Origin of the sequence: Streptomyces sp. NPDC059003, assembly GCF_042740445.1 — a bacterium.
Classification (GTDB): Bacteria; Actinomycetota; Actinomycetes; order Streptomycetales; family Streptomycetaceae; genus Streptomyces.
In genome coordinates, this window is sequence record NZ_JBHYJH010000121.1 from 1 (window position 1) to 21,072 (window position 21,072).

General features: G+C 73.9%; 16 protein-coding genes and 1 pseudogene. 5 read left to right on the forward strand and 12 right to left on the reverse strand.

Annotated elements, in window-relative coordinates:
- Positions 1-73: 73 nt before the first annotated feature.
- The 3 genes and pseudogenes from ACFWZ5_RS32220 to ACFWZ5_RS32230 form a co-directional block, all read right to left on the reverse strand.
- Entirely contained in the window at positions 74-1,126 is a 1,053-nt protein-coding gene (locus ACFWZ5_RS32220) for a Zn-dependent alcohol dehydrogenase (RefSeq protein ID WP_384805927.1), read from the reverse strand.
- 10 nt (positions 1,127-1,136) lie between these two features.
- Positions 1,137-2,387 carry an acyl-CoA dehydrogenase family protein gene (locus tag ACFWZ5_RS32225; protein ID WP_384805926.1) on the reverse strand — a complete coding sequence of 417 codons (1,251 nt, stop codon included), beginning with the start codon at positions 2,385-2,387 and terminating at the stop codon, positions 1,137-1,139.
- Between the two features lie 305 nt (positions 2,388-2,692).
- Positions 2,693-3,604, reverse strand: a pseudogene (locus ACFWZ5_RS32230) (SDR family oxidoreductase); the annotation flags it as partial.
- An 82-nt stretch (positions 3,605-3,686) separates the two neighbouring features.
- Between ACFWZ5_RS32230 and ACFWZ5_RS32235 the strand changes: the two are divergent.
- Complete coding sequence (locus tag ACFWZ5_RS32235) at positions 3,687-4,619, forward strand: cyclase family protein (protein ID WP_384805925.1); 933 nt, start codon at positions 3,687-3,689, stop codon at positions 4,617-4,619.
- A 1,222-nt stretch (positions 4,620-5,841) separates the two neighbouring features.
- On the opposite strand, the gene ACFWZ5_RS32240 is transcribed toward ACFWZ5_RS32235, so the two are convergent.
- The 3 genes from ACFWZ5_RS32240 to ACFWZ5_RS32250 form a co-directional block, all read right to left on the reverse strand.
- The gene (locus ACFWZ5_RS32240) at positions 5,842-6,309 is read right to left on the reverse strand and encodes an ATP-binding protein (RefSeq protein ID WP_384804866.1); all 468 of its coding nucleotides are present in this window, start codon (positions 6,307-6,309) and stop codon (positions 5,842-5,844) included.
- Between the two features lie 513 nt (positions 6,310-6,822).
- Positions 6,823-7,752: an acyl-CoA dehydrogenase family protein gene (locus ACFWZ5_RS32245; protein WP_384804864.1), complete on the reverse strand. Its 930-nt coding sequence runs from the start codon at positions 7,750-7,752 to the stop codon at positions 6,823-6,825.
- 10 nt (positions 7,753-7,762) lie between these two features.
- Positions 7,763-8,926, reverse strand: a complete 1,164-nt coding sequence (locus ACFWZ5_RS32250; protein WP_384804862.1) for an acyl-CoA dehydrogenase family protein — start codon at positions 8,924-8,926, stop codon at positions 7,763-7,765.
- A gap of 162 nt (positions 8,927-9,088) precedes the next feature.
- Here ACFWZ5_RS32250 and ACFWZ5_RS32255 point away from each other — a divergent pair, with 162 nt between their 5' ends.
- On the forward strand, positions 9,089-10,639 hold the full coding sequence (locus tag ACFWZ5_RS32255) for a class I adenylate-forming enzyme family protein (protein WP_384804860.1): 1,551 nt from the start codon (positions 9,089-9,091) through the stop codon (positions 10,637-10,639).
- A 133-nt stretch (positions 10,640-10,772) separates the two neighbouring features.
- On the opposite strand, the gene ACFWZ5_RS32260 is transcribed toward ACFWZ5_RS32255, so the two are convergent.
- Both ACFWZ5_RS32260 and ACFWZ5_RS32265 read right to left on the reverse strand, forming a co-directional pair.
- Entirely contained in the window at positions 10,773-11,270 is a 498-nt protein-coding gene (locus ACFWZ5_RS32260; RefSeq protein ID WP_384804858.1) for an EF-hand domain-containing protein, read from the reverse strand.
- Between the two features lie 225 nt (positions 11,271-11,495).
- Positions 11,496-11,870 (reverse strand): STAS domain-containing protein, encoded by a 375-nt coding sequence (locus ACFWZ5_RS32265; RefSeq protein ID WP_384804856.1) that lies wholly within the window; start codon positions 11,868-11,870, stop codon positions 11,496-11,498.
- A 293-nt stretch (positions 11,871-12,163) separates the two neighbouring features.
- Between ACFWZ5_RS32265 and ACFWZ5_RS32270 the strand changes: the two genes are divergently transcribed.
- Together ACFWZ5_RS32270 and ACFWZ5_RS32275 are read left to right on the forward strand one after the other, a co-directional pair.
- Positions 12,164-12,793, forward strand: a complete 630-nt coding sequence (locus tag ACFWZ5_RS32270; protein WP_384804854.1) for a sigma-70 family RNA polymerase sigma factor — start codon at positions 12,164-12,166, stop codon at positions 12,791-12,793.
- Positions 12,790-14,094 (forward strand): zf-HC2 domain-containing protein, encoded by a 1,305-nt coding sequence (locus ACFWZ5_RS32275; protein WP_384804852.1) that lies wholly within the window; start codon positions 12,790-12,792, stop codon positions 14,092-14,094. Before ACFWZ5_RS32270 ends, ACFWZ5_RS32275 begins: the two co-directional genes overlap by 4 nt.
- 238 nt (positions 14,095-14,332) lie before the next feature.
- On the opposite strand, the gene purU is transcribed toward ACFWZ5_RS32275, so the two are convergent.
- Both purU and ACFWZ5_RS32285 read right to left on the reverse strand, forming a co-directional pair.
- Positions 14,333-15,226, reverse strand: coding sequence for a formyltetrahydrofolate deformylase (gene purU / locus ACFWZ5_RS32280; protein WP_384802740.1), 894 nt, complete (start codon positions 15,224-15,226; stop codon positions 14,333-14,335).
- Between the two features lie 92 nt (positions 15,227-15,318).
- Positions 15,319-15,819 (reverse strand): hypothetical protein, encoded by a 501-nt coding sequence (locus tag ACFWZ5_RS32285; protein WP_384802743.1) that lies wholly within the window; start codon positions 15,817-15,819, stop codon positions 15,319-15,321.
- 118 nt (positions 15,820-15,937) lie between these two features.
- On the opposite strand from ACFWZ5_RS32285, the gene ACFWZ5_RS32290 reads away from it, so the two are divergent.
- Complete coding sequence (locus tag ACFWZ5_RS32290; RefSeq protein ID WP_384802746.1) at positions 15,938-17,317, forward strand: ABC transporter substrate-binding protein; 1,380 nt, start codon at positions 15,938-15,940, stop codon at positions 17,315-17,317.
- Positions 17,318-17,394: 77 nt separating this feature from the next.
- Here the strand turns inward: ACFWZ5_RS32290 and ACFWZ5_RS32295 are convergent, their stop codons facing one another.
- Together ACFWZ5_RS32295 and ACFWZ5_RS32300 are read right to left on the reverse strand one after the other, a co-directional pair.
- Positions 17,395-19,215: a hypothetical protein gene (locus tag ACFWZ5_RS32295; protein ID WP_384802749.1), complete on the reverse strand. Its 1,821-nt coding sequence runs from the start codon at positions 19,213-19,215 to the stop codon at positions 17,395-17,397.
- A 251-nt stretch (positions 19,216-19,466) separates the two neighbouring features.
- Positions 19,467-20,855, reverse strand: coding sequence for a transcriptional regulator (locus ACFWZ5_RS32300; protein WP_384802752.1), 1,389 nt, complete (start codon positions 20,853-20,855; stop codon positions 19,467-19,469).
- Positions 20,856-21,072: the final 217 nt, after the last annotated feature.

The following is a 21,072-nucleotide window of genomic DNA, read 5'->3' on the forward strand; positions in this document are numbered from 1 at the left end:
ACAAGGGGGGAAAGGGGCGCAGCCCCATCCGAACGCGGGAGCGGGGAAGGGCGGGTGGGTGGGGGGGAAACCGTCAGAACACCACCACCCCTCGGGCCACCCGGCCAGCCTCCGCCTCGGAGCACGCCCGCCCGAACTCCCCCACCGAATAAGTCCGCGTCACCAACTCGTCCAGCAACAACCGCCCCGCCAGATAGAGATCCGCGTACAACGCGAAATCCCGCTGCGGCCGAGCGGACCCGTACCGGCACCCCAGCACCGACTTGTCCAGGAAGAGCGACGACACGAGGAAGGACGCCTCGGCCGTCGCGGGCGGCACGCCGAGGAGGACCGCCTGGCCACGGCGGTCGAGGACGTCGACCGCCTGCCGCACGAGCTCGACCCGCCCCACGCACTCGAAGGCGTGATCCGCCCCCGACGGCAGGACCTCCCGTACGCCGTCCATGGACCCCAGGAAGTGCGTGGCGCCGAACTGCCGCGCCACCGCCTCCTTGCCGGGGTTGGCATCGACGGCCACGATCGTCGTGGCGCCCGCGATCCGCGCGCCCTGAAGGACGTTGAGGCCGATGCCACCGGCGCCGATGACGACGACGGAGTCGCCGAAGCCGACCCGCGCGCGGTTGAGCACGGCGCCCACTCCGGTGACGACCCCGCAGCCGATGAGGGCCGCCGAGGTCAGCGGGATCTCCTTCGGGATACGGACGGCCTGGGCGCCCTTGACAAGGGTGCGTTCGGCGAAGGCGGAGGTGGCCGCGAACTGGTACAGCGGCTGCCCGGCCCGCGTGAACGGCTGCTGCGGCGCTCCGATCGCGCGGCGGCACATGGTGGGCCGCCCGCGGTGGCACTCGGCGCACGCCCCGCAGTTCGCGATCGTCGACAGGGCCACGTGGTCGCCCGCCGCGACGTGCGTGACGCCCGCGCCCACGGCCTCCACGACGCCCGCCCCCTCGTGCCCGAGCACCACGGGCAACGGGAACGGGATCGTCCCGTCGATCACGGAGAGGTCGCTGTGGCACAGCCCCGCCGCCGCGACGGCCACAAGCACCTCACCCGGCCCCGGCTCCCGTATCTCCAGGTCGTCGACGACCTGCACGTCGCCCCGCCCCGTACACACCACGCCACGCATCGCTCACCCCTCATCCCTCACCGAGGCCCCGGGCCTCTTTCGGCAGGCCGAGCACGCGCTCGGCGATGATGTTCCGCTGGATCTCGTCGGAGCCGCCGTAGATCGTGTCCGCGCGGGAGAACAGGAACAGGCGCTGCGCGGCGTCGAGTTCGTAGGGACTCTCCTCGGACCAGGCGCGGGGCCCGGCGGCCGCGAGCGCGCCGCGCACCCGCAGCGCGAGCTCGCCGAGCCGCTGGTGCCAGCCGCCCCACAGCAGCTTGGCCACGCTGGGCGCGCCGGGGTCGGCGCCGCCGCCGAGGGTGCGCAGGGCGTTCCAGCGCATCACGCGCAGCTCGGCCCACTGCCGGGTGAGCCGCTCCCGCAGCACCGGATCGTCCGCGGCACCCGTGCGCAGCGCCTCGCGCACCACCCCGGCCAGCTCCTCGGCGAACCCGATCTGCTGCACGAGCGTGGACACGCCGCGCTCGAAGCCGAGCAGCCCCATCGCGACCCGCCACCCGCCGCCCTCCCCGCCGACGACGTGCCGCGCACCGGCCCGGGCGCCGTCGAAGAACACCTCGTTGAACTCGCTGGTGCCGGTCAACTGCCGGATGGGCCGCACCTCGACGCGCCCCGGCTGGTCCATCGGCACGAGCAGGAAGGACAGGCCGTGGTGGCGCACGGACCCCGGCTCGGTCCGCGCGAGCACGAAGCACCAGTCCGCGTCGTGCGCGAGGGAGGTCCAGATCTTCTGTCCGGTGACGCGGTACGTGTCGTGGTCGCGTACGGCCGTGGTGCGCACCGCCGCCAGGTCCGACCCGGCGCCCGGTTCGCTGTACCCCTGGCACCACAGTGCCTCGCCGCGCGCGATGGGCGGCAGGAACGCGTCCTTCTGCTCCTGGGTGCCGTACGCGAGGAGGGTGGGCGCGAGCAGATTCTCCCCGATGTGCCCACACCGCCCCGGCGCCCGCACGCGCGCGTACTCCTCACCCCACACCACCTGCTGCGTGAGCGTCGCCCGCCGATTCCCGTACGGACCTCGCCGATCCCCGCCCCCGCCCTCGCCGTCGCCCTCGCCGGCACCCGTGTCCCACCCGATGCCGATCCACCCGCCCCGCCCCAACTCCCGCTCCCAGGCCCGCCGCACGGCCACGCCCTCGTGCTCGCTCCCGGGCCCACCCCGCCCCGCGGCCCCCGCGAACGCACCGCTCAACCGCTCCCCGAGCCACGCCCGCACCCGCTCACGGAACGCCTCGTCCTCGTCCCCGAACGCGAAGTCCACGACTAGCCCCGACCGTTCGGACGAGAGTCTCCGCCCGCCCCGCCCACCGAACCGCCGACGCCCCCGGCACCGGTCCCGTCGACAGCGGGGACGACGTCGGGGCGGCGGGCGGCAGGGGGATCCCCGGGGCGGTCGCCGACGAGGGCGTCACCGGGCCGACCGCCGCCAGGCACCGGCACGGCGCCCGCCCCGCCGTCTCCGCCGTCTCCGCCGCCTCCGCCACGCGCCGAGTCCGACCGACCCCCGCCAGGGACCCGGGCGGCGGCGTCTCCCCCGGCCCCCGACGCGGCGGCGGGCGCGGCCACGGCGTTGGGCCGCTCACCCGCTGCCGCCGCCCGTGCCATCTCCTCCAGGCGCGCCAGCATCGGCATCGGGTCGGTGCCGACCGTGCCCGGCAGGAAGTCGGCGATCCGCTCGGGCGTCCAGGCGCCGCCGTCGGCGTACGCGGCGCGCAGCTCCCGCGGCTGCGCCCAGACCGCGATCTTGGGTCCCGCGACCGTGTAGACCTGCCCGGTGATCCGCTCGTCCCGCGCCCGGTCGCTCAGCAGATAGACGACGAGGGCGGCGACGTCCTCCGGTTCGCCGATCTCCTTGAGCTCCATGGGCACGCCCGCGGACATCCGCGTACGCGCCACGGGGGCCACCGCGTTGGCCGTGACGCCGTACTTGTGCAGGCCGAGCGCTGCGCTGCGCACCAGCGAGATGATGCCGCCCTTGGCCGCGCTGTAGTTGGCCTGGGCGACGGAGCCCTGGTGGTTGCCGCTGGTGAAGCCGATGAGGGTGCCCGCGCGCTGCTTGCGCAGTACGGCGGACGCGGCGCGGAAGACGGTGAAGGTGCCCTTCAGATGCGTGGCGACGACGGAGTCCCACTCCTCCTCCGACATGTTGAACAGCATCCGCTCGCGCAGGATCCCGGCGACGCACACCACCCCGTCGAGGCGCCCGTACGCGGCGAGCGCGGCGTCGACGACCCGCTGCCCGCCCGCCATGGTCGAGATGTCGTCGGCGACGGCCACCGCCTGGCCGCCCGCGGCCTCGATCTCCTGGACGACGCCGTCGGCGACCTCGCTGCGCGGCTTCGCCCCCTCGACCGAGACGCCGTAGTCATTGACGACGACCCGCGCGCCCTCTGCCGCCGCGGCGAGCGCGACCGCCCTGCCGATACCGCGCCCGGCACCCGTCACCGCGACGACCTTGCCTGCCAAGAAGTTCCCCACACCGGCCCCTTCCCGCGGTTTCTGACGGACCGTTAGATTCTATGACCCGTCAGATACGGCAAGGCAAGCCCCGGGAGCCCTCATGTCAGCACCGCTGCCGCCCGAGTTCCACGCCATCGCCAAGCGCGTGAACAACTGGGGCCGTTGGGGCACGGACGACGAGCTCGGCACGCTCAACCTGATCACCGACGAGGTCGTGCGCGAGGCCGCGGCGACCGTCCGCACGGGCCGTCGCGTCCCGCTCGCGCTGCCCCTGAAGGCGGACGGCGTCCAGGCGGGCCTGATCCCCGGCCGGGTCAACCCGCTGCACGCCATGGTCCAGATCAACCAGGAGCTCTTCGGCCCCGGCACGGTCGCCACCAGCGACGACGTCGTCACGATGGGCCTGCAGGCGGCCACCCACTGGGACGCGCTGCCGCACGTCTCGCACGGCGGCCGGATCTACAACGGCCGCCCGGCGGACACGATCACCGCCCACGACGGCGCGCGCTTCAGCGGTGCCGAGAAGACGCCGTACGTCGTCTCGCGCGGCGTCCTGCTCGACGTGGCGCGCGCCAAGGGCGTGGACCGGCTGCCCGGCGGGCACGCGGTGACGCCCGAAGACCTCGCGGAGGCCGAGGAGTTCGGGGGCGTGACGGTCCGCGCGGGCGACATCGTGCTCGTCCGCACCGGTCAGGTCCAGGTGTATCTGGCGGGCGACAAGCACGCGTACGCCCATCCGTCGCCGGGTCTTTCGTACCGCACCCCGGAGTGGTTCCACGCCCGCGACGTGGCGGCCGTCGCCAACGACACGCTCACCTTCGAGATCTTCCCGCCGGAGGTCGAGCACCTCTGGCTGCCGGTGCACGCCCTCGACCTGGTCGAGATGGGCATGCCGCAGGGCCAGAACTGGAACCTCGAAAAGTTGTCCACAGCCTGTGGAGAGGCGCGCCGTCACAGCTTTCTGCTGGCGGCGACGCCCGAGCCGTTCGTCGGCGCGACGGGCTCGCCGGTGGCGCCGGTGGCGATCCTCTGACGTCGCACCTCGCCTCGCCCGGCCCGGCCCCGAGGCCCCGAGCCCCGAAGGCCCGGGCGGAGCTTCGGATGGCGGCGCGTCGGCGCCCGCCCCGAGCACGAATCCGCGCGCCGCCAACCGGCTCCGGCGTCGAGCCCCGCCCCCCTGTCGCCCTGAAGGAGCGCTACGCCGAATCGCGACCCGCACCTCGCCAAGGACCGGGCCACGGGCTCCACCGCCCCTCGGCGTCCCCTCGCGGCGAATCGCTGCACTCCAGCGTGATCAAACGAATACGGTACGTCAACACCCGTCCGGGGATTTATGAATTATGCCGGTTTTACGGCGACCGCGCATGGCCGCGCACCGAGGCATGGAGCGGCGCATGCGGCGGCGTACGGGGCGCACCGCCCGACCCCGCCGACGGGGTCACCCCACACACGGCCCCCATCCCCCCACCCACCCTGCCGACACCCCAACGCACCGCCCCACAGCCGAGCCTGCACCCCCACCGTGTCCAGCGGGGGGGGGCGGCCTCCATCGAGACCTGCGGGTCCCCGCCGCTACCGCGGCGGAATCTCTCCCACCCGCCCACCCATGACCCCCTCCCGCGGGGTGGACGCCCCCGGTGGGGGTCACCCACCGCCGGCGGCTGCGCGTCCCGCCGCTACCGCGGCAGCTTCTTTCCCACCCGCCCGCCCGTTTCCACCCCCACGCGGGGTGAACGCTCCCCCATGGGGCTCGCCGCCATCAGCGACTGCGGGACGCGGGCTACTCGATGCGCCCACCCCACCTCACCGCCCACCCAACAACAGCAGGCCATGGGAGGGCGGGCGGGAAGAAGCCGCCGCGATAGCGGCGGAACGCACACCCACGGACGGAAGGCCATGGGGAGGGCACGGGGCGGACAGCCATGGACGGTTGGTCATGGGTGGGCGGGCGGGAAGACGCCGCCGCGGTAGCGGCGGGACGCGCACCCACGGACGCAAGGCCATGCCACCGCAGTAACGGCGGGGCGGACGGCCATGGACAGTTGGTCATGGGAGGGCGGGCGGGAAGATACCGCCGCGGTAGCGGCGGAACGCACACCCACGGACGCAAGGCCATGCAGCCACAGCCGGGCGGGCACGGACGGCTGGTCATGGGTGGGTGGGCGGGGAGACGCCGCCGCGGTAGCGGCGGGACGTGCGCACACGGACGCAAGGCCGGGGCGAGCGGTGCCCACGGCACCGCGAAAGACGGCCAGTCAGACCGCCTCGAAGGCCACGCCCTCATACGCCCCGTCAAAGGCGCAGGCGCCAGCCCCGGCCCCGCCCCGATCCACCTCGCACCAGATGCTCTTGCCCCCGCCCTCCGCCTCCCAGCCCCACCGGTCGGCGAGCCCGTCGACCAGCTCCAGGCCGCGCCCATTCGTGTCGTCGCCCTCGGCGTGCCGCGGCCGCGGCGGCCGCGCGCTGCGGTCGGCGACCTCGACGCGTACGGTGCCGGGCTCGCTCGCGGGCACTCCGGGGAGCAGCATGCGCAGGACCGCCGGACAGCCCGTGTGCACAACGGCGTTGGTGACGAGCTCCGAGATCAGCAGAATCAGCGTCTCGGCCAGCGGCTCGTCGACCGCTATGCCGGATCCGGCGAGCCGGGAGCGGGCCCATCTCCGAGCCCTGCCCACTTCCGCGGGATCCGGTCCGACTTCCAGCTGAACCTGAAGCACCTGCACCGCTCACACCATCCGAACCGGCGGACACATCGCCTCGCGACTCCACAGGGTCACGGAACGTGATCCCCTTAGGAGACAGCATGGTTGACGTTCAGTTACCCCAACAAGCGCTTCGGGCATATTCCAGCGCGAAGGAGTACGCGTGCGGCATACTGTGCGACGCGCACCGCGGGGGGTCGAACAGGAGGGCGCTCGGCCTCGTCCTGCGCGGCGGGCGGAGCCCTCGGAGAAGCGCGTCACCAGGCGCGGAGTCGCCTCGGGGGCAACACCGGCACGGCTCGGCCTCGGGACCACTCGCATCCCACACAAGGTACCGGAGCAAGGCGCCGACTCCATGGCGCGACGAGTCACGCGTAGGACACAACCCGATATCGACGCTCGGTAGCCTTCACACCGATCTTCGGACGGCATTCCGTGACGCGACGTTCACGAAGAGTGTCCGAATCCGCCCGAGTGTGACCCCCGCGCTGGTCCGGGCGCGGCCTCCCGCTCCGTCCGGGCGCGGCCCCGCGTTCACAGCGCCGCCGCCAGCGCCTCCTCCGCCCGCGCCGCCGTCGCCCCGAGCCCGGCCCGCACCCAGGCCCGCTTGAGGTGCAGGTGCACGTCGCACTCCCAGGTGAAGCCCATGCCGCCGTGCACCTGCAGACAGTCGCGGGCGTTGCGTACGGCGGCGTCGTCGGCGAGCAGTTCGGCCCCGGCGGCCTCCAGGCGGTCGCCGGTGACGGCGGCGGCGTACACCGCCGCGCGGGCGAGCTCGGCGCGGACCAGCATGTCGGCGCACAGGTGCTGCACGGCCTGGAAGCCGCCGACGGGCCGCCCGAACTGTTCCCGTTCACGGGCGTATTGGACGGCCAGGTCGAGGGTGCGGGCGGCGGAGCCCAGCTGCTCGGCGGCGCGGAGCAGGGCGGCCTCCGGCCCCGGAAGCCCCGGAGACCCCGGAAGCCCCGGAGGCTCGGGAGTGCCCGCGGCGGGGACCCGGTGCAGGGGCGTCAGGGGATCCACGGACCGCACGGCGACGGCCCCAGCGACGGCCCCAGCGACCGCCTCGCCTCCGGCGCCGCCGCCGCGTACGACATCCGCCGCGTCGAGCCACGGCACGAGCGTCCCGTCGACGGCGGTCACGACCACGTCGCCGGTCGCCGCGCCCGCGACGTCCCGCGCCGCGAGGAACGTGGCCACCAGGGGCCCCGGGAGCAGCGCGCGGCCCGCCTCCTCGAACAGCAACACGGCCTCGGGCAGCCCCAGTCCGAGCCCGCCCTCGGCCTCCGGCACGCACAGGGCGAAGAAACCGGCGTCCCCGAGGGCGCGCCACAGCGCCCGGTCGAGCCGGGGCGGCACCGCGTCGACGGCGGCCCGCAGCGCCTCCCGCCCGAACCGCCCCTCCAGGAGTGACCGCATTCCGTCCCGCAACGCCCGCTGGTCCGCGCTCAGTTGGAAGTCCACGGCAGCCTTGTCACCGCCCCTTGGGAAGGCCGAGGATGCGCTCGGCCACGATGTTCCGCTGGATCTGCGAGGTGCCGGCGGCGATGGTGTACGACAGGGACGACAGCCGCTCCAGGGTCCAGGCGTGACCCAGGTCGAGGGCGGCGTCGCCGAGTACGTCGGCCGCGGTGTCGTACAGCTCCTGGCGCGCGTGGGAGTAGCGCAGTTTGAAAACCGAACCCCCTACCCCCGGGACGCCGCCCGTCCGCTGCGCCTCGCTGACGTTCCACTGGGTGAGCCGCCACAGGGCGCCGAACTCCGCGCTCAGGCGGCCGAGCCGCCGGCGGAGCACCGGATCGTCCCAGCGGCCGTTCTTGCGGGCCTCGCGGGCGAGTTCGGCGAGGACGCGGCGGCAGGCGACCACCTCCCCCACGAAGGCGGTGCCCCGCTCGTACGACAGGGTCACCATGGTCACGCGCCAGCCGTCGTTCTCGGCGCCGACGCGGTGGCCGACGGGCACCCGCACGTCGTCGAGGAACACCTCGGCGAACTCGGTGGAGCCCGCGAGCGTCCGCAGCGGCCGTACGGTCACTCCGGGGGAGTCCATGTCCAGGGCGAGCCAGGTGATCCCCCGGTGCTTGGGTACGTCGTCGCTCACGGGTGCCGTACGCACCAGGAGCTCGCACCAGTCGGCGACTTCCGCGTGGGACGTCCAGATCTTGGACCCGGTCACTACGTAGTGATCGCCGTCCCGCCACGCGCGCGTACGCAGGGACGCGAGGTCGGATCCGGCGTCCGGTTCGCTGAAGCCCTGGCACCAGACCTCGTCGCCGCGCAGCACGGGCGGCAGCCAGCGGGCCCGCTGCGCGGGCGTCCCTTCGGAGGCGATGGTCGGCCCGGCGTGCAGCAGCCCCACGAAATTGGCCCCTACGTAGGGCGCGCCCGCCCTCTCCGTCTCCTCCAGGAAGATGAGGTGCTGCGTGGGCGTCGCGCCCTGCCCGCCCGCGTCGACGGGCCAGTGCAGACCCGCGTACCCGGCGTCGTACAGCCTGCGCTGCCACCCGGTGTCGTAGGCGCGCCTGCCCGGCCAGTCCAGCGGGTCGGGGGGCGGCGGCAGGCCGGGCAGAGTCCTGGCCAGCCAGGCGCGAAGCCGCGCCCGGAAGGCCTCCTCCTCTTCGGTGTACGTGAGGTCCACCACCGGCCCCTTCCTGACGCACCGTCAGACAGCAGGCTAGCCCCGCACCCCTGGACCGACAAGGCGCGGCGCCCTACGCTCTGCGCACGACCTGACGAGCCGTCAGATCACTCCGGTCGTCGTCCGGCAGTTCACCTGACCCGCCGCCCGAAGGGGGCCGCAGTGAACGACACCGCACACACCCTGGACGCCTGCGCGACCCTCTGGGAGCTGATCGAGCGCCGCGCCGCGCTCACCCCGGACACCCCGGCCCTGATCCAGGCGGCGCCCGACCCCGCGGACGACCGGACGCTCACCTTCGGTGGCCTCAAGGAGCGCTGTGAACGGGTCGCCGCGGGCCTGTACGGCAGGGGCGTACGCCCCGGCACGGTCGTCGCCTGGCAGCTGCCCACGCGCATCGAGACGGCCGTCCTCTCCCTCGCGCTCGCCCGCCTCGGCGCCGTCCAGTCACCGGTGATCCCCTTCTACCGGGAGCGCGAAGTCGGCTTCGCGCTGCGCGAGTCGAAGGCGGAGCACTTCGCGGTGCCCGGCGTGTGGCGCGGCCACGACCACGCGGCGATGGCCCGGCGGCTCGGCGCGCGCGGCGTCTTCACCGCGTACGAGGCCCTGCCCGAAGCGGACCCCGCCGTGCTGCCCGCGCCGCCATCCGACGGCCGCGCGGTCCGCTGGATCTACTGGACGTCCGGGACGACGTCCGACCCCAAGGGAGTCCTGCACACGGACCGCTCCCTGATCGCGGGCGGCGCGTGCCTCGCCCACGCGCTGCGCCTGTCGGCGGCCGACGTCGGCTCCATGGCGTTCCCGTTCGCCCACATCGCGGGCCCCGACTACACGGTGATGCTGCTCCTGTACGGCTTCCCTGCCGTGCTGTTCGAGCACTTCGCGCTGCCGGCGGCGCTGGACGGCTACCGGCGGCACGGCGTGACCGTCGCGGGCGGCTCCACGGCCTTCTACTCGATGTTCCTCGCCGAACAGCGCAAGGACCCGTCCCACAAGCTGATCCCCACCCTCCGACTCCTCGCGGGCGGCGGCGCCCCCAAACCGCCCGAGATCTACCACAGCGTCGTACGGGAGCTCGGCTGCCAACTCACCCACGGGTACGGCATGACGGAGGTCCCCATGATCACGATGGGCGACCCCGACGACACCCCGGAGCACCTGGCCACTACGGAGGGCCGCCCGCCCGCCACCATGGAGATCCGCATCACCGACCCCGAAGGCAAGGAGCTGCCCCCCGGCACGGACGGCGAGGTGCGCCTGCGCGGCGAGGCGGTCTGCCGCGGCTACCTCTCCCCGGAGGCGACCCGCACCGCCTTCGACACCGACGGGTTCCTCATCACCGGGGACCTGGGGCACGTCCTGCCCTCCGGGCATCTGGTGCTCACCGGCCGCGCCAAGGACATCATCATCCGCAAGGGCGAGAACATCTCCGCGAAGGAGATCGAGGACCTCCTGCACACCCATCCGTCGGTCGCCGACGTCGCCGTCATCGGCCTCCCCGACGCCGTACGCGGCGAACTGGTCTGCGCGGTCGTCGAACCCGCCCCCGACGCCCCCGCCCTGACCCTCCCCCAGGTCACGTCCCACCTGCGCGCCGCGGGCCTGGCCCCCCACAAGCTCCCCGAACGCCTGGAGCTCCTGGACGCCCTCCCCCGCAACGACACGCTCCGCAAGGTCCAGAAGTACAAGCTCCGTCAGCGCTACGGGCCCTGACCGCCGCAGTCACCGACGGCGGGCAACCGCCACCAGGGGCGTCCACCCGCCGTCCGACTGGAAACGGGCGGGCGGGTGGGAAGAAACCGCCGCGCGCAGCGCGGCGGCACCCCCACCGACCCGCACCCAACCGCTACTCAGGAACCGTGAAGTACGCGGCGAACGCCGCCACCACCTGGTCCTCGGTCACCGAGCCGAGCTGCCCGGCCGCCGAGGCCGCGACGTCCTCGCGTACCCCCAACGCCCGCAGCGCGCGCTCGACTTCGCCCCCGGCGACCACCCCGTCCGCGTCGCCGTCCGCCAAGGACAGCACCGCGTGGAGGAACGGCCGCGCGATCTCCGCGAACCGCGCCGGATTGTCCCGCAGCCGCTTCACGGCCCCGCCGACGAACTCGTCCCGGGTGATCCGCTGGTCCCCGTCGCGGTCGGCGATCCCGGCCATGCCCTGCCAGAACGCCTCGGCGCCGATGTAGAGGGCCTGGCCCTGCTCGGAGCGCGCGGTCACGCCGAACTCGGCGAGCAGCGCCGCGGCCGCCGTGCTGAAGTCCTCACGGGAGATGTAGCCGTTGCCGTCCTGGTCGAAGGTGGCGAAACGGGCCGCGATCTTACGCTCGTACTCGGCACTGTCCATGGTGTTCGGGCCGCCTCACTTCTCATGCGGTGGTGTCTGTCCAGCGAGCGTACGACGCCGTCGGCCGCCAGGAGGCGGAAAAGCGACGCTTGTGCCAAGACCACGGGAATTCCGCGACAAAGGTGTGTCACGGACGCGCTACGGCCCGGCGGTCGCGCCGACCGCGGCATCCGCTCGGGAAGGTTGTATCAGCAAGCCGATCTTGGCAGGCAGCGGGGGTTCCGCTCACGCCGTCAGCGGCGCCGCCCCGTCGTCCACCGCCGACTCCGCGTCCGGGTACACCTCGAAGAGGCGGCGCACACCGAGGGCCGACAGGACGCGGTTGACGTGCGAGCCCTCGACGGCGCCCTGCGCGGGCAGGATCAGCCGCAGGCGGCCGCGGCACGAGCGGATCAGGCGGCGCGTGGCGATCAGGACGCCGACGCCGCTGGAGTCGCAGAAGAGGACGTCGGACAGGTCGAGGACGAGGCTGCGGCGGCCGTCGGCCACCGCTTCGTGCACCCGCTGGCGCAGCACCGGCGAGGTCAGGAGGTCCATCTCGCCCGCGACGCGCAGCACGGCCCAGCCGCCCTGCTCGCCCACGGCCACCTTCAGCGCCACGTGTCACGCCCCTCGTTCGCCCGTGTTCTCCTCTGTCGCGGCTGCCCCACCGCCGTTCCATGAAACACCAGGCCCACGCGCGTAGCGGAGCCGGGCCGCACGGACGGATCATGGTCGGGCCGCAGGAGAGCAGGGCACGGGCGGGGCGTTCAATATCATCCGCGGCCCCCACGGGGCCCGCTTTGGCGCAAAGAGCGGGGAAGGCCGGGGAAAGGGCGGTGCACTGTCAGTGCCGCCGACTACATTCGAATTCAACGGTGAAGATGACGACGGCGAGCGCACGAGGGGGCCGCATGCCGAAGGACGCGCCGCGTCGCTGGGACCGCCGCATGCAGCAGCGCCTTGCGCATGGGGAGGCAGCGGCGCTCGGGGAGCTGTACGACCGCTTCGCCTCGCTGGTGCACGGCCTGGCCCACCGCGTCCTCGGGGACGTGCCGGCCGCCGACCGCGTCACGCGCGAGGTCTTCACCCACGTATGGGAGAACCCGGAGGCGTACGACCCGAAGCAGGGCCCCCTGCGCTCCTGGATCGCCACGCTCACGCACCAGCAGGCGGTGCGCAGGCTGCGGCAGACCGAGTCCGCCGCGCTCGCCCGCGGCGGCGAGGGCACCACGGAGGACCTGGAGCGCAAGGTCCGCCGCGCCTCCGCCGCGGCCCGCGCCGACTACATCGTGACGGCGATGCCCGCCCCGCTGCGCGCCGCGCTCGAGCTCGCCTATTTCCAGCGCCGCGACTACCGCCAGACCGCCGCCGACCTCGGTGTGACGGAGGACGAGGCGCGGCGCAGGCTCCGCCTCGGCCTCCAGCTCCTGTCCACCGCCCACGACGGCCCGGGCTTCGGCGACGATCCGACGGGCACGGCGGGCACGGCGGGCACGGCGGGCACGGCGTTCGGTGCGCAGGACCACGGGAGAGTGCTGTGATCGGGCCGGACCGGCCCGATCCGTTCGAGCCGTACGAGAGCGGAGGCGACGGCACGGGCCAGGGACCGCGCATACCGGCACCGCGCGCCCCGATAGAGAACACCGGCCACCCCCTGCCCGACGCGACCCCCGGACCCCAGGCCTCCGACGCCCCCTCCCCGCCCCTCGCGCTCGACCACGCGGTCCTGAAGTCGCTCCTCGGCGCCTGGGCGCTCTCCGCGTGCTCGGCGCAGGAGGCCACCGCCGTCGAGGAGCACCTGGGCACGTGCGGGCCGTGCGCCGAGGAGGCCCTGCGGCTGCGCGACGCGGTCGGCCTGCTGCACCCCGAGGAGAGCCTCGACCTCGACCCGGGCCTGCGCACCCGCGTCCTGGCGAGCTGCCTCGGGCGGCGCCCGCCCCGGATCCCGCTGCCGGACTGGGCCGCTCCGTACGACGCGGAGGCCGCCCGGCTCGACGCGCTCCTCCAGGACATCGGCGACGCCGAGTGGCACGCCCCGGTGCGGCTGCGGTGGTTCGACGACGACGGCCCGGTGAGCCGCAAGACGACGGTCGCCGGGGTCATCGCGCACCTCGTGGCCGTCGACGGCCTGGTCGGCACGGCCCTCGGCCTGGACGACCCGCTCGGCGACGCGGCGCCTCCGTCCCTCGACCCGGCCCGACGCACGGAGGCGTACTGGCGCGCGTCCCAGTTCCCGCCCACCCGCGCGGTGCGGGGCCCGTGGCGGGACCAGACGCACGAGCTGATCCGTACGGTGTCGTTCGCGGGCGGCGGCTCCGGGCGGCTCCCCGTGACGTACGGCGTGGCGGGACCGCCGGGCGAGGACGCCCTCAAGGTCGAGCTGCCGCTGCGGGACTCGATGGTGGAGCGGGCCTTCGAGTGCTGGATCCACGCCGGGGACATCGCGGACGCCGTGGACTATCCGTACGAGCCGCCCGCGCCGCGGCATCTGCACCACATGATCGACCTCGCGGCCCGGCTGCTGCCCGCGACGCTCGCCGAGCGGCGGCGGGCCGGGCGGGCCGCGCCGCCGCGCGACCTCGTTCCGGCCGGTGCGCCGGGGCGCAGCCTGCGCCTGGAGGTCGAGGGCGTCGGCGGCGGCGAGTGGCTCATCCCTCTCGACTCACCCGGAGCCGAGGGCTCCGCCGACTTGGAGGTCGCGCACGTGGCGCTCGACGGCGTCGAGTTCTGCCGGTTGGCCGCGGGCCACGTGTCGCCGGAGGAGGCGGCAGCGGGACAGGTGGGCGACCGCGAGGCCATCCGCGACGTCCTCTTCGCGGCCGCGTCCTTGAGCCGGATGTAGCCCCGGCCAACTTCCCGTCCGCACCCGGGTCGGATGCGCCGCCAGCCCGCCGCTCCGCGGCGGGATCTACCCCGCCCACCCACCCCGTGCGTCGCCGACGGCGGGTCACCCCCACCAGGGGCGGTCACCCCGCGGGAGGGTGGAAACGGGCGGGCGGGTGGGAAACACGCCGCGCGCAGCGCGGCGCACCCCCACCGGCCCGCACCCGACCGGATGCGCCGCCGACGGCGGAAAAGGGCTAGCCGAAGACCACGGTGCGGTGGCCGTTCAGGAGGATGCGCCGCTCGGCATGCCACTTGACGGCCCGCGCAAGGGCCTGGCACTCCACGTCCCGCCCGATCGCCACCAGCTGGTCGGGAGTCACCCCATGGCCGACCCGCTCGACCTCCTGCTCGATGATCGGGCCCTCGTCGAGGTCGGCGGTGACGTAGTGCGCGGTCGCCCCGATCAGCTTCACGCCCCGCGCGTGCGCCTGGTGGTACGGCTTCGCGCCCTTGAAGCTCGGCAGGAACGAGTGGTGGATGTTGATGATCCGGCCGCTCAGCGCCTTGCACAGGTCGTCCGAGAGCACCTGCATGTAGCGGGCGAGGACGACCAGCTCGACGTTCTCCTCGCGCACCAGGTCGAGCAGGCGGGCCTCCGCCTCTGCCTTGGTGTCCTTGGTGACGGGGATGTGGTGGAAGGGAATCCCGTACGAGGCGGAGAGCTCGGCGAAGTCCGTGTGGTTGGAGACGACGGCGGCGATCTCCACCGGCAGCGCGCCGATGCGGGAGCGGAAGAGCAGGTCGTTCAGGCAGTGCCCGAACTTGGACACCATCAGGACGATCCGCATGCGGTCGTCCGCGCGGTGGATCTGCCAGTCCATCTGGAAGGAGTCGCCGACGGCGGCGAAGCTCGCGCGGAGCTTGTCGACGGTCACCGGCGGCTCGGCCGAGAAGTGGACGCGCATGAAGAACAGTCCGGTGTCGTGGTCGCCGAACTGCTGGCTGTCCTCGATGTTGCAGCCGGTCATGAAGAGGTAGCTCGACACGGCGTGCACGATGCCCTGTTTGTCGGGGCAGGCGATGGTGAGGACGTACTGCTCAGCGCGGTCGGCGCGCTGGCCACTGGCGGCGACGGACTGCTCGTTCATCCGCCAAGGGTCCCACACCCGGACACCCCGCAGAGCCGCCGTCCCACGGACCGGAACACCCCCGGCAGGGCGGCCGCGCCAGGACGATCGCGTCAGGCCGACCGCGTCAGGATCCGCAGCACCTCGAGGGTCCGCGGCGGGCCGTCGGGGTCGTCGCCGTCACCGCTCGCGAGGCGCACGTGCGCGTCCCGCGCCGCCCGGATCGCCTCGGGCCACCCCGGGTGGTCCAGATACGCGGCCACCGCGGCGTCGGGGCCGACCTCGTGCATGATGCGGAGCACCCGCAGCACGGCGACGTCGACGAGCGCCGCCTCCTGCGAGTCACGGAAGATCGTCCCGACGTACTTCTCCGCGGACCAGTTGTCCAGCCAGGTGTCCTCCACCAGGCGGTACACGGCGTCGGTCACGTCCCCGTACTCCTCGCGCCCGGCGAGCCAGCACTCCCGCTGGAACTCCGGGTCGGAGAGCATGTGCAGCGCCGAACGCACATTGCTGCGCCAGCGCCACCACGGCATGTCGTTCGTTGGCATGGCGCCTATGGTCCTTGACCGACGGCCGCGACGGGAAGACTTCTCCGAACCTTGCACGGTCATCGATCGTACGTTCCCACATCTTCCTCGCCCTTACGGCCCCACCAGTTCACGCGTTCGTCACCATCCGTTGAGTAGGCGTCACTCCGCGGTTGGCCCTCTGCCGGAATCGTGCGTGTCCATGCCCGCCTTGCGACGCGTCTTCCTCCCCCGCCCCGCCGAGACCGCGCCCCGAGCGCGAAAAGCCGTGGTCAGCGCGGCAGTGGTGGCGGCGTGTGCGTCCCTGGCCGTCGGCTGCGGGGTCATCCCCGGAACCACGGGGGGTTCCGGGGACGACCCCGTCACGGTCATGACCTGGGCCCCCGAGGGCACGAAGGCCACCAACAAGCCCGGCATGCCCGCCCTCGCCAAGGCGTACGCCCGCTGGGTCAACGCCAACGGCGGCCTCGACGGGCACGAGCTCCGGGTCATCACCTGCAACGACCACAACGAGCCCGGCGCGGCGAGCGCCTGCGCCCGCGAGGCCGTCAAGCAGGGCGTGGCGGCGGTCGTCGGCTCCTACAGCCAGCACGGCCGGGCCTTCATGTCCCAGCTGGAGGTCGCCGGCATCCCGTACATCGGCGGCTACGGCCTCACCGACGAGGAGTTCTCCAGCCCGCTGTCGTACCCCGTCAACGGCGGGCAGCCCGCGCTGCTCGCGGGCAACGGGCGGCAGCTCGCGGACGTCTGCGGCCGCGTCTCCCTGGTGCGGCCGGACACGATAGCGGGCGACAGCCTCTCCAAGCTCCTGGACTCCGGGCTCGCGCAGGGCCACCGCAAGGCGTCCGCCGACATCCGGGCCCCCGAGGACGGCACGGACTACACGGCGCAGGCCAAGGAGGCGCTGTCCCGCGCCGCCGGCGGCACCGGAGCCAGCAGCGGCAGCGGCGGCGGAGTCAGCAGCGGCGGTGGAGCCAACAGTGGCGGCGGAGCCAACAGCGGCGGCGGCAAGAGCGGCTGTGTGGCGGCGGCCCTCGGCGCGCGCACGGACACGTTCTTCGACTCGTTCCGGCGCACCGCGGACGCGTTCCCCAAGGTGCGTACGGCGTCCGTGCTCGGCAGCGTCGACCAGTCGCTCATCGACCGCACCGGCGGCGCGTCCGGGCCCTACGAAGGGGCGTACGTCACCGGCTGGTACCCCGCCGAGAGTGACAAGCGCTGGTCGCAGATGCGCGAGGTCATCCGCGAGCACGCCTTCGACGACAACCGCGTCGACGCCGCCGACGCGGGCGTACAGACCACCTGGATCGCGTACACCGTCCTGAAGCAGGCCGTCGAGTCGCTCAACGGCGACCCGGTGACGCCCCGCTCGCTGCGGCGCACGCTCGACCAGGGTCTGCGCGTGGACACGGGCGGGCTCACGCCGATGCTGAGCTGGCGCTTCGAGGACATGCTCGCGGCGGGCGAGTACCCGCGCCTGGTGAACGCGGCCGTCACCTTCCAGGTGGTGCGGGACGGCCGCCTGGTCGTGGCCCGCGACCGGTTCGTGAACGTGGAGAAGACCCTGGAGTCCACCCGCTGACACGGACCGACTCCGGAGTCCTCCCCGACTCCGGAGTCCATCCCGGCCACAGCTGCCCCCGGCTACGGCTGCGTCGGCTACAGCTGCGTCGGGTTCCGCGTCGTGAGCTCCTGCTTCCGGGCGATCGCGTTCCACAGGACCGCGGCCTGCTGCTTGGCCTTCGTCGCCTCGCCGCTCGCGCGGTTGCCGGCGCCCTGGTGCGGGCTGGGGCGCGCGTGGCCCTTGCGGCAGCCCTTCTTGCCCGCGACCTGGTCGGCCCACGCGGCGTAGTGGTTGTCCGCGGACGCGGAGGCCTTCCAGGCCCGGTTGAGGGCGGCGGTCAGCTGCGCGTGCTTGGGCAGCTTGTCCACGGAGAGCCCGGAGAGGCGCCCGACGAGGCCGTTGCGCTGCCGGGCCGCGTCCCGCAGGTCCCGCGCGGCCGACCGCAGGTTGTCGCACCTGCCCACGTCGCGCACGGCGCGGATCACCGACTCGCGGCTGTCGTTGCTGTCCGCGAGGAGCTTGTCGAGGGCGACGGCCTGCGGCCGCGCGGGGTCCGCGGACGGCGACGGCTTCTTCGACTCCTTGTCGTCCTTGTCGGCCGGTTCGGTCGCGGCGAGCGGCTCCTTGTCGTCGTCCTTCTTCTCGTCGCCGCCCGAGCTGAGCAGTGCGCCCGCGCCGACGCCGAGCACGGCGATGGCGACGCCGACGGCGACGAGGAGCGGCGCCTTGGAGCCGGTGCGCCGACGCTGCCGCGCGGGCACGGGCTCCGCGGCGAAGGCCGCCGGGCCGGGAGCGGGCGCGGGCTCCGGGACGCGCGGCATCTGCTGCGTGGAGGAGGCGCCGCCGTCGTCCGGCTCCCTGCGGAAGAGGCTGTCGAACTCGGCGGGCGGCTGCCGTTCGCCCGGGGCGCCGGGGCCGACCCCGCCGTACGGGGCGTTCGCGGGGGCGCCGCCGTCCGTGACGGGCGCGATGAACTGGGTGGGCGCGTTGTCGTCCGGTACGCCACCACGGGCGACGTCCGACGCGCTGCCCAGGAACGTCGTCTCTTCGGGGACACGGCCCAGGAAGGCGGTCTCTTCGGAGGGGGCGGGTGTGCGGCCCAGGAACGTCGTGGCGTCGGGGGCCTGCACCTCGGGCGGCAGCGCTCCGGGGGCGGCGACGGGGGGTATGTACTGGGTGGCGTCGGCGTCGGACCGGGTGGCGGGCGCGGCCGGGGCGCCAGCTGCGGGCGCGGCGTGGCGACCCCCGTGCCCGGCTCCGTACGCGGTGTCGGGCTGTCCCGGCAGTCCCGGCTGTCCCGGCTGTCCTGCCGACGGGAGTTCCTGCCCGTGCGGTCCGCCCTGCGCGGCGGGCGGCAGGGGTGCGCTCTGCGCGTTCTGCCCGCTCTGCGCCATGGGCGGCAGCGGGGCGGCGCCGTACGCGGCTCCGTGGGGGCCGCCGTACGACGCCTCCGGCGGTGCGGCGGGCGGCAGTGGCGTGCCCTCCGGGGGCAGCGGCATGGCGGCCGGGGGCTGGGGCTGCGCCGGGTACGGGGTGGTGCTCTCGGGCGGCAGCGGCACCCCGGCCGTGGGCTGGGGGGCGGTGGGCTGCGCGTACGGAGCGCCCGGGTCCTGGTACGCCCCGGCGGCAGGGTCCTGGTACGACGCCGCGGGGTCCTGGTAGGGCGCGCCCTGGTGCGGGGCGGCGGTGCCCCAGGCCTCGCCCGCCCCCGGTGCCGGCGCCGCCGGGTCCGGGCCCCACGGCTGGCCCCAGGGGCTGCCGCCGAGCGGGGCGGTGTGGCCGCCGTGGTCGCCGGTGGTGCCCGGCATCAGGGGGGCGCTACCGTCCGCGGGCAGCACGATGCCCTCGCGCGCCTCCCGCGCCGAGGGCTGCTGCGGATCGGAGGAAGCGGCGCCCTGCCCGCTCTGCTGCGTCACCGGGACTCCTACTAATGGGGGAACCTTCGGAACGTCGGCTCACGCTACCGGGTCCCCGCAGCGCTCTGCCACGCAGCTCAGAACCCGGCAAACGCCACCTGGAACGCAGACGCCGCAGCAGTAACAGAAGTTGTGCGGAAGACGCTGGTTACGGGGGCGCGTCTTCCGCCCGGGAGTGCCAAGGGTGCCCCGTACGCCCCTTCACCTCGTCCGTGCCGCAGGAGGCGCGCGCCGCACGCCCCTGCGGACCGTCACGCCGCCTGCAGTTCGAGGCGCGCGCCGAACTCGCGTACCACCGGCTCCTCCCGGTACGGCTCCAGGCGCTGCTGGAAGTCCTCCAGGTACTCCGCGCCGCGGTTCGACCGCAGCGTGCCGAGCAGCTCGACCGCCTTCAGGCCCGTGTGGCAGGCCTGCTCCACGTCGCGGCGCTGCACCTGGGCCGTGGCGAGGAGCACCAGGCCGATGGCGCGCCGCCGCGCCCGGGTCTCCGGGTGGCCCGCGAGGGACTCCTCCGCGCGCCGCGCCGCCGCCTCCGCCTGCCCCAGGTCGCGGTGGCAGTGCGCGAGCTCGTCCGCCAGATACGCCTGGTCGAAGTGGCGGATCCACACCGGGTCGTCGCCGGACTGCTCCTCGCCCGTGGCCCGCTCCATCGCCTCGACCGCACGGCCCGCGACGATCTGCGTGGACCGCGCGTCGCCGAGCAGCGCGTGGCCCCGCGCCTCGGCGGCGTAGAACATGGACTCCGCGCGCGGTGTGACCCGCCCGCGCGCCCCTTCCTGCGCCGCGCGCGCCAGCTGGGCGATCTCGCGGGGGTTGCCGAGCTGCGCCGCGAGATGGCTCATGGACGCGGCGAGCACATACCCGCCGTACCCGCGGTCGCCCGCCGCCTGCGCGAGGCGGAGCGCCTGGATGTAGTACCGCTGGGCGAGGCCCGGCTGGCCGGTGTCCACCGCCATGTACCCGGCGAGCTCCGTCAACCGGGCGACCGCCGCGAACAGTTCGCGCCCCACCGCTTCGCGGTACGAGCCCGCGAGCAGGCCCGACACGACCGAGTTGAGGTAGTGCACGACCACCGGGCGCACATGCCCGCTGCCGTACTGGTGGTCGAGCTGGGTCAGCGCCTCCGTCATCGCCTTGACGGCCGCCACGTCCGACAGGCCGACGCGCGGCCCCGCCGTCCTGCTGACCTGCGAGTCCGGTGACGAGATGAGCCAGTCGCGGCTCGGCTCGACGAGCGCGGACGCGGCGACGGACGAGCCGGACAGGAAGTCACGCCGCCCCACGTCGCTGCGCCACAGCTCGCAGACCTGCTCGATCGCGCCGAGAACGGTGGGCGAGAACTGCAGGCCCACGCCGGAGGCGAGGTTCTTGCCGTTCGCCATGCCGATCTCGTCGATCGTCACCGTGCGGCCCAGTTTGCGGCCGAGCGCCTCCGCGATGATGCCGGGAGCGCGACCGCGCGGCTGCTGCCCGCGCAGCCAGCGTGCCACCGACGTCTTGTCGTAACGAAGATCGAGACCGTGCTCCGCGCCGCACATGTTGACGCGACGGGCCAGACCGGCGTTCGAGCAGCCGGCTTCCTGAATGAGTGCCTGCAGCCGTTCATTGGGCTGCCGCGCGACGAGTGGCCTGGCGGCCATGGCGTACCCCCTGTGTGCACCGTGGACCATCTGGAACTTCAAGGTCGGATGTCGAGTGCGGAACGGTCCGGGCCGGATTGCCCGCGCCGCCCAGATGATCAATGCCCGGGAAACAACCGGAAGATGCACCACAAACACACAGCAACTGCACTTAACCGTGTCATAGCTTGCGCATCACGGCGTAAACACAGCACAAGTTAGCGAGCCGGGTGAACCT

What these genes read in the sequence shown, in the direction of transcription:
- ACFWZ5_RS32220 (WP_384805927.1), bottom strand. Translation starts at nt 1,126, where the DNA reads ATGCGTGGCGTGGTGTGTACGGGGCGGGGCGACGTGCAGGTCGTCGAC.
- ACFWZ5_RS32235 (WP_384805925.1), top strand. Translation starts at nt 3,687, where the DNA reads ATGTCAGCACCGCTGCCGCCCGAGTTCCACGCCATCGCCAAGCGCGTG.
- ACFWZ5_RS32260 (WP_384804858.1), bottom strand. Translation starts at nt 11,270, where the DNA reads ATGGACAGTGCCGAGTACGAGCGTAAGATCGCGGCCCGTTTCGCCACC.
- ACFWZ5_RS32270 (WP_384804854.1), top strand. Translation starts at nt 12,164, where the DNA reads ATGCCGAAGGACGCGCCGCGTCGCTGGGACCGCCGCATGCAGCAGCGC.
- purU (WP_384802740.1), bottom strand. Translation starts at nt 15,226, where the DNA reads ATGAACGAGCAGTCCGTCGCCGCCAGTGGCCAGCGCGCCGACCGCGCT.
- ACFWZ5_RS32285 (WP_384802743.1), bottom strand. Translation starts at nt 15,819, where the DNA reads ATGACCGTGCAAGGTTCGGAGAAGTCTTCCCGTCGCGGCCGTCGGTCA.
- ACFWZ5_RS32290 (WP_384802746.1), top strand. Translation starts at nt 15,938, where the DNA reads ATGCCCGCCTTGCGACGCGTCTTCCTCCCCCGCCCCGCCGAGACCGCG.
- ACFWZ5_RS32300 (WP_384802752.1), bottom strand. Translation starts at nt 20,855, where the DNA reads ATGGCCGCCAGGCCACTCGTCGCGCGGCAGCCCAATGAACGGCTGCAG.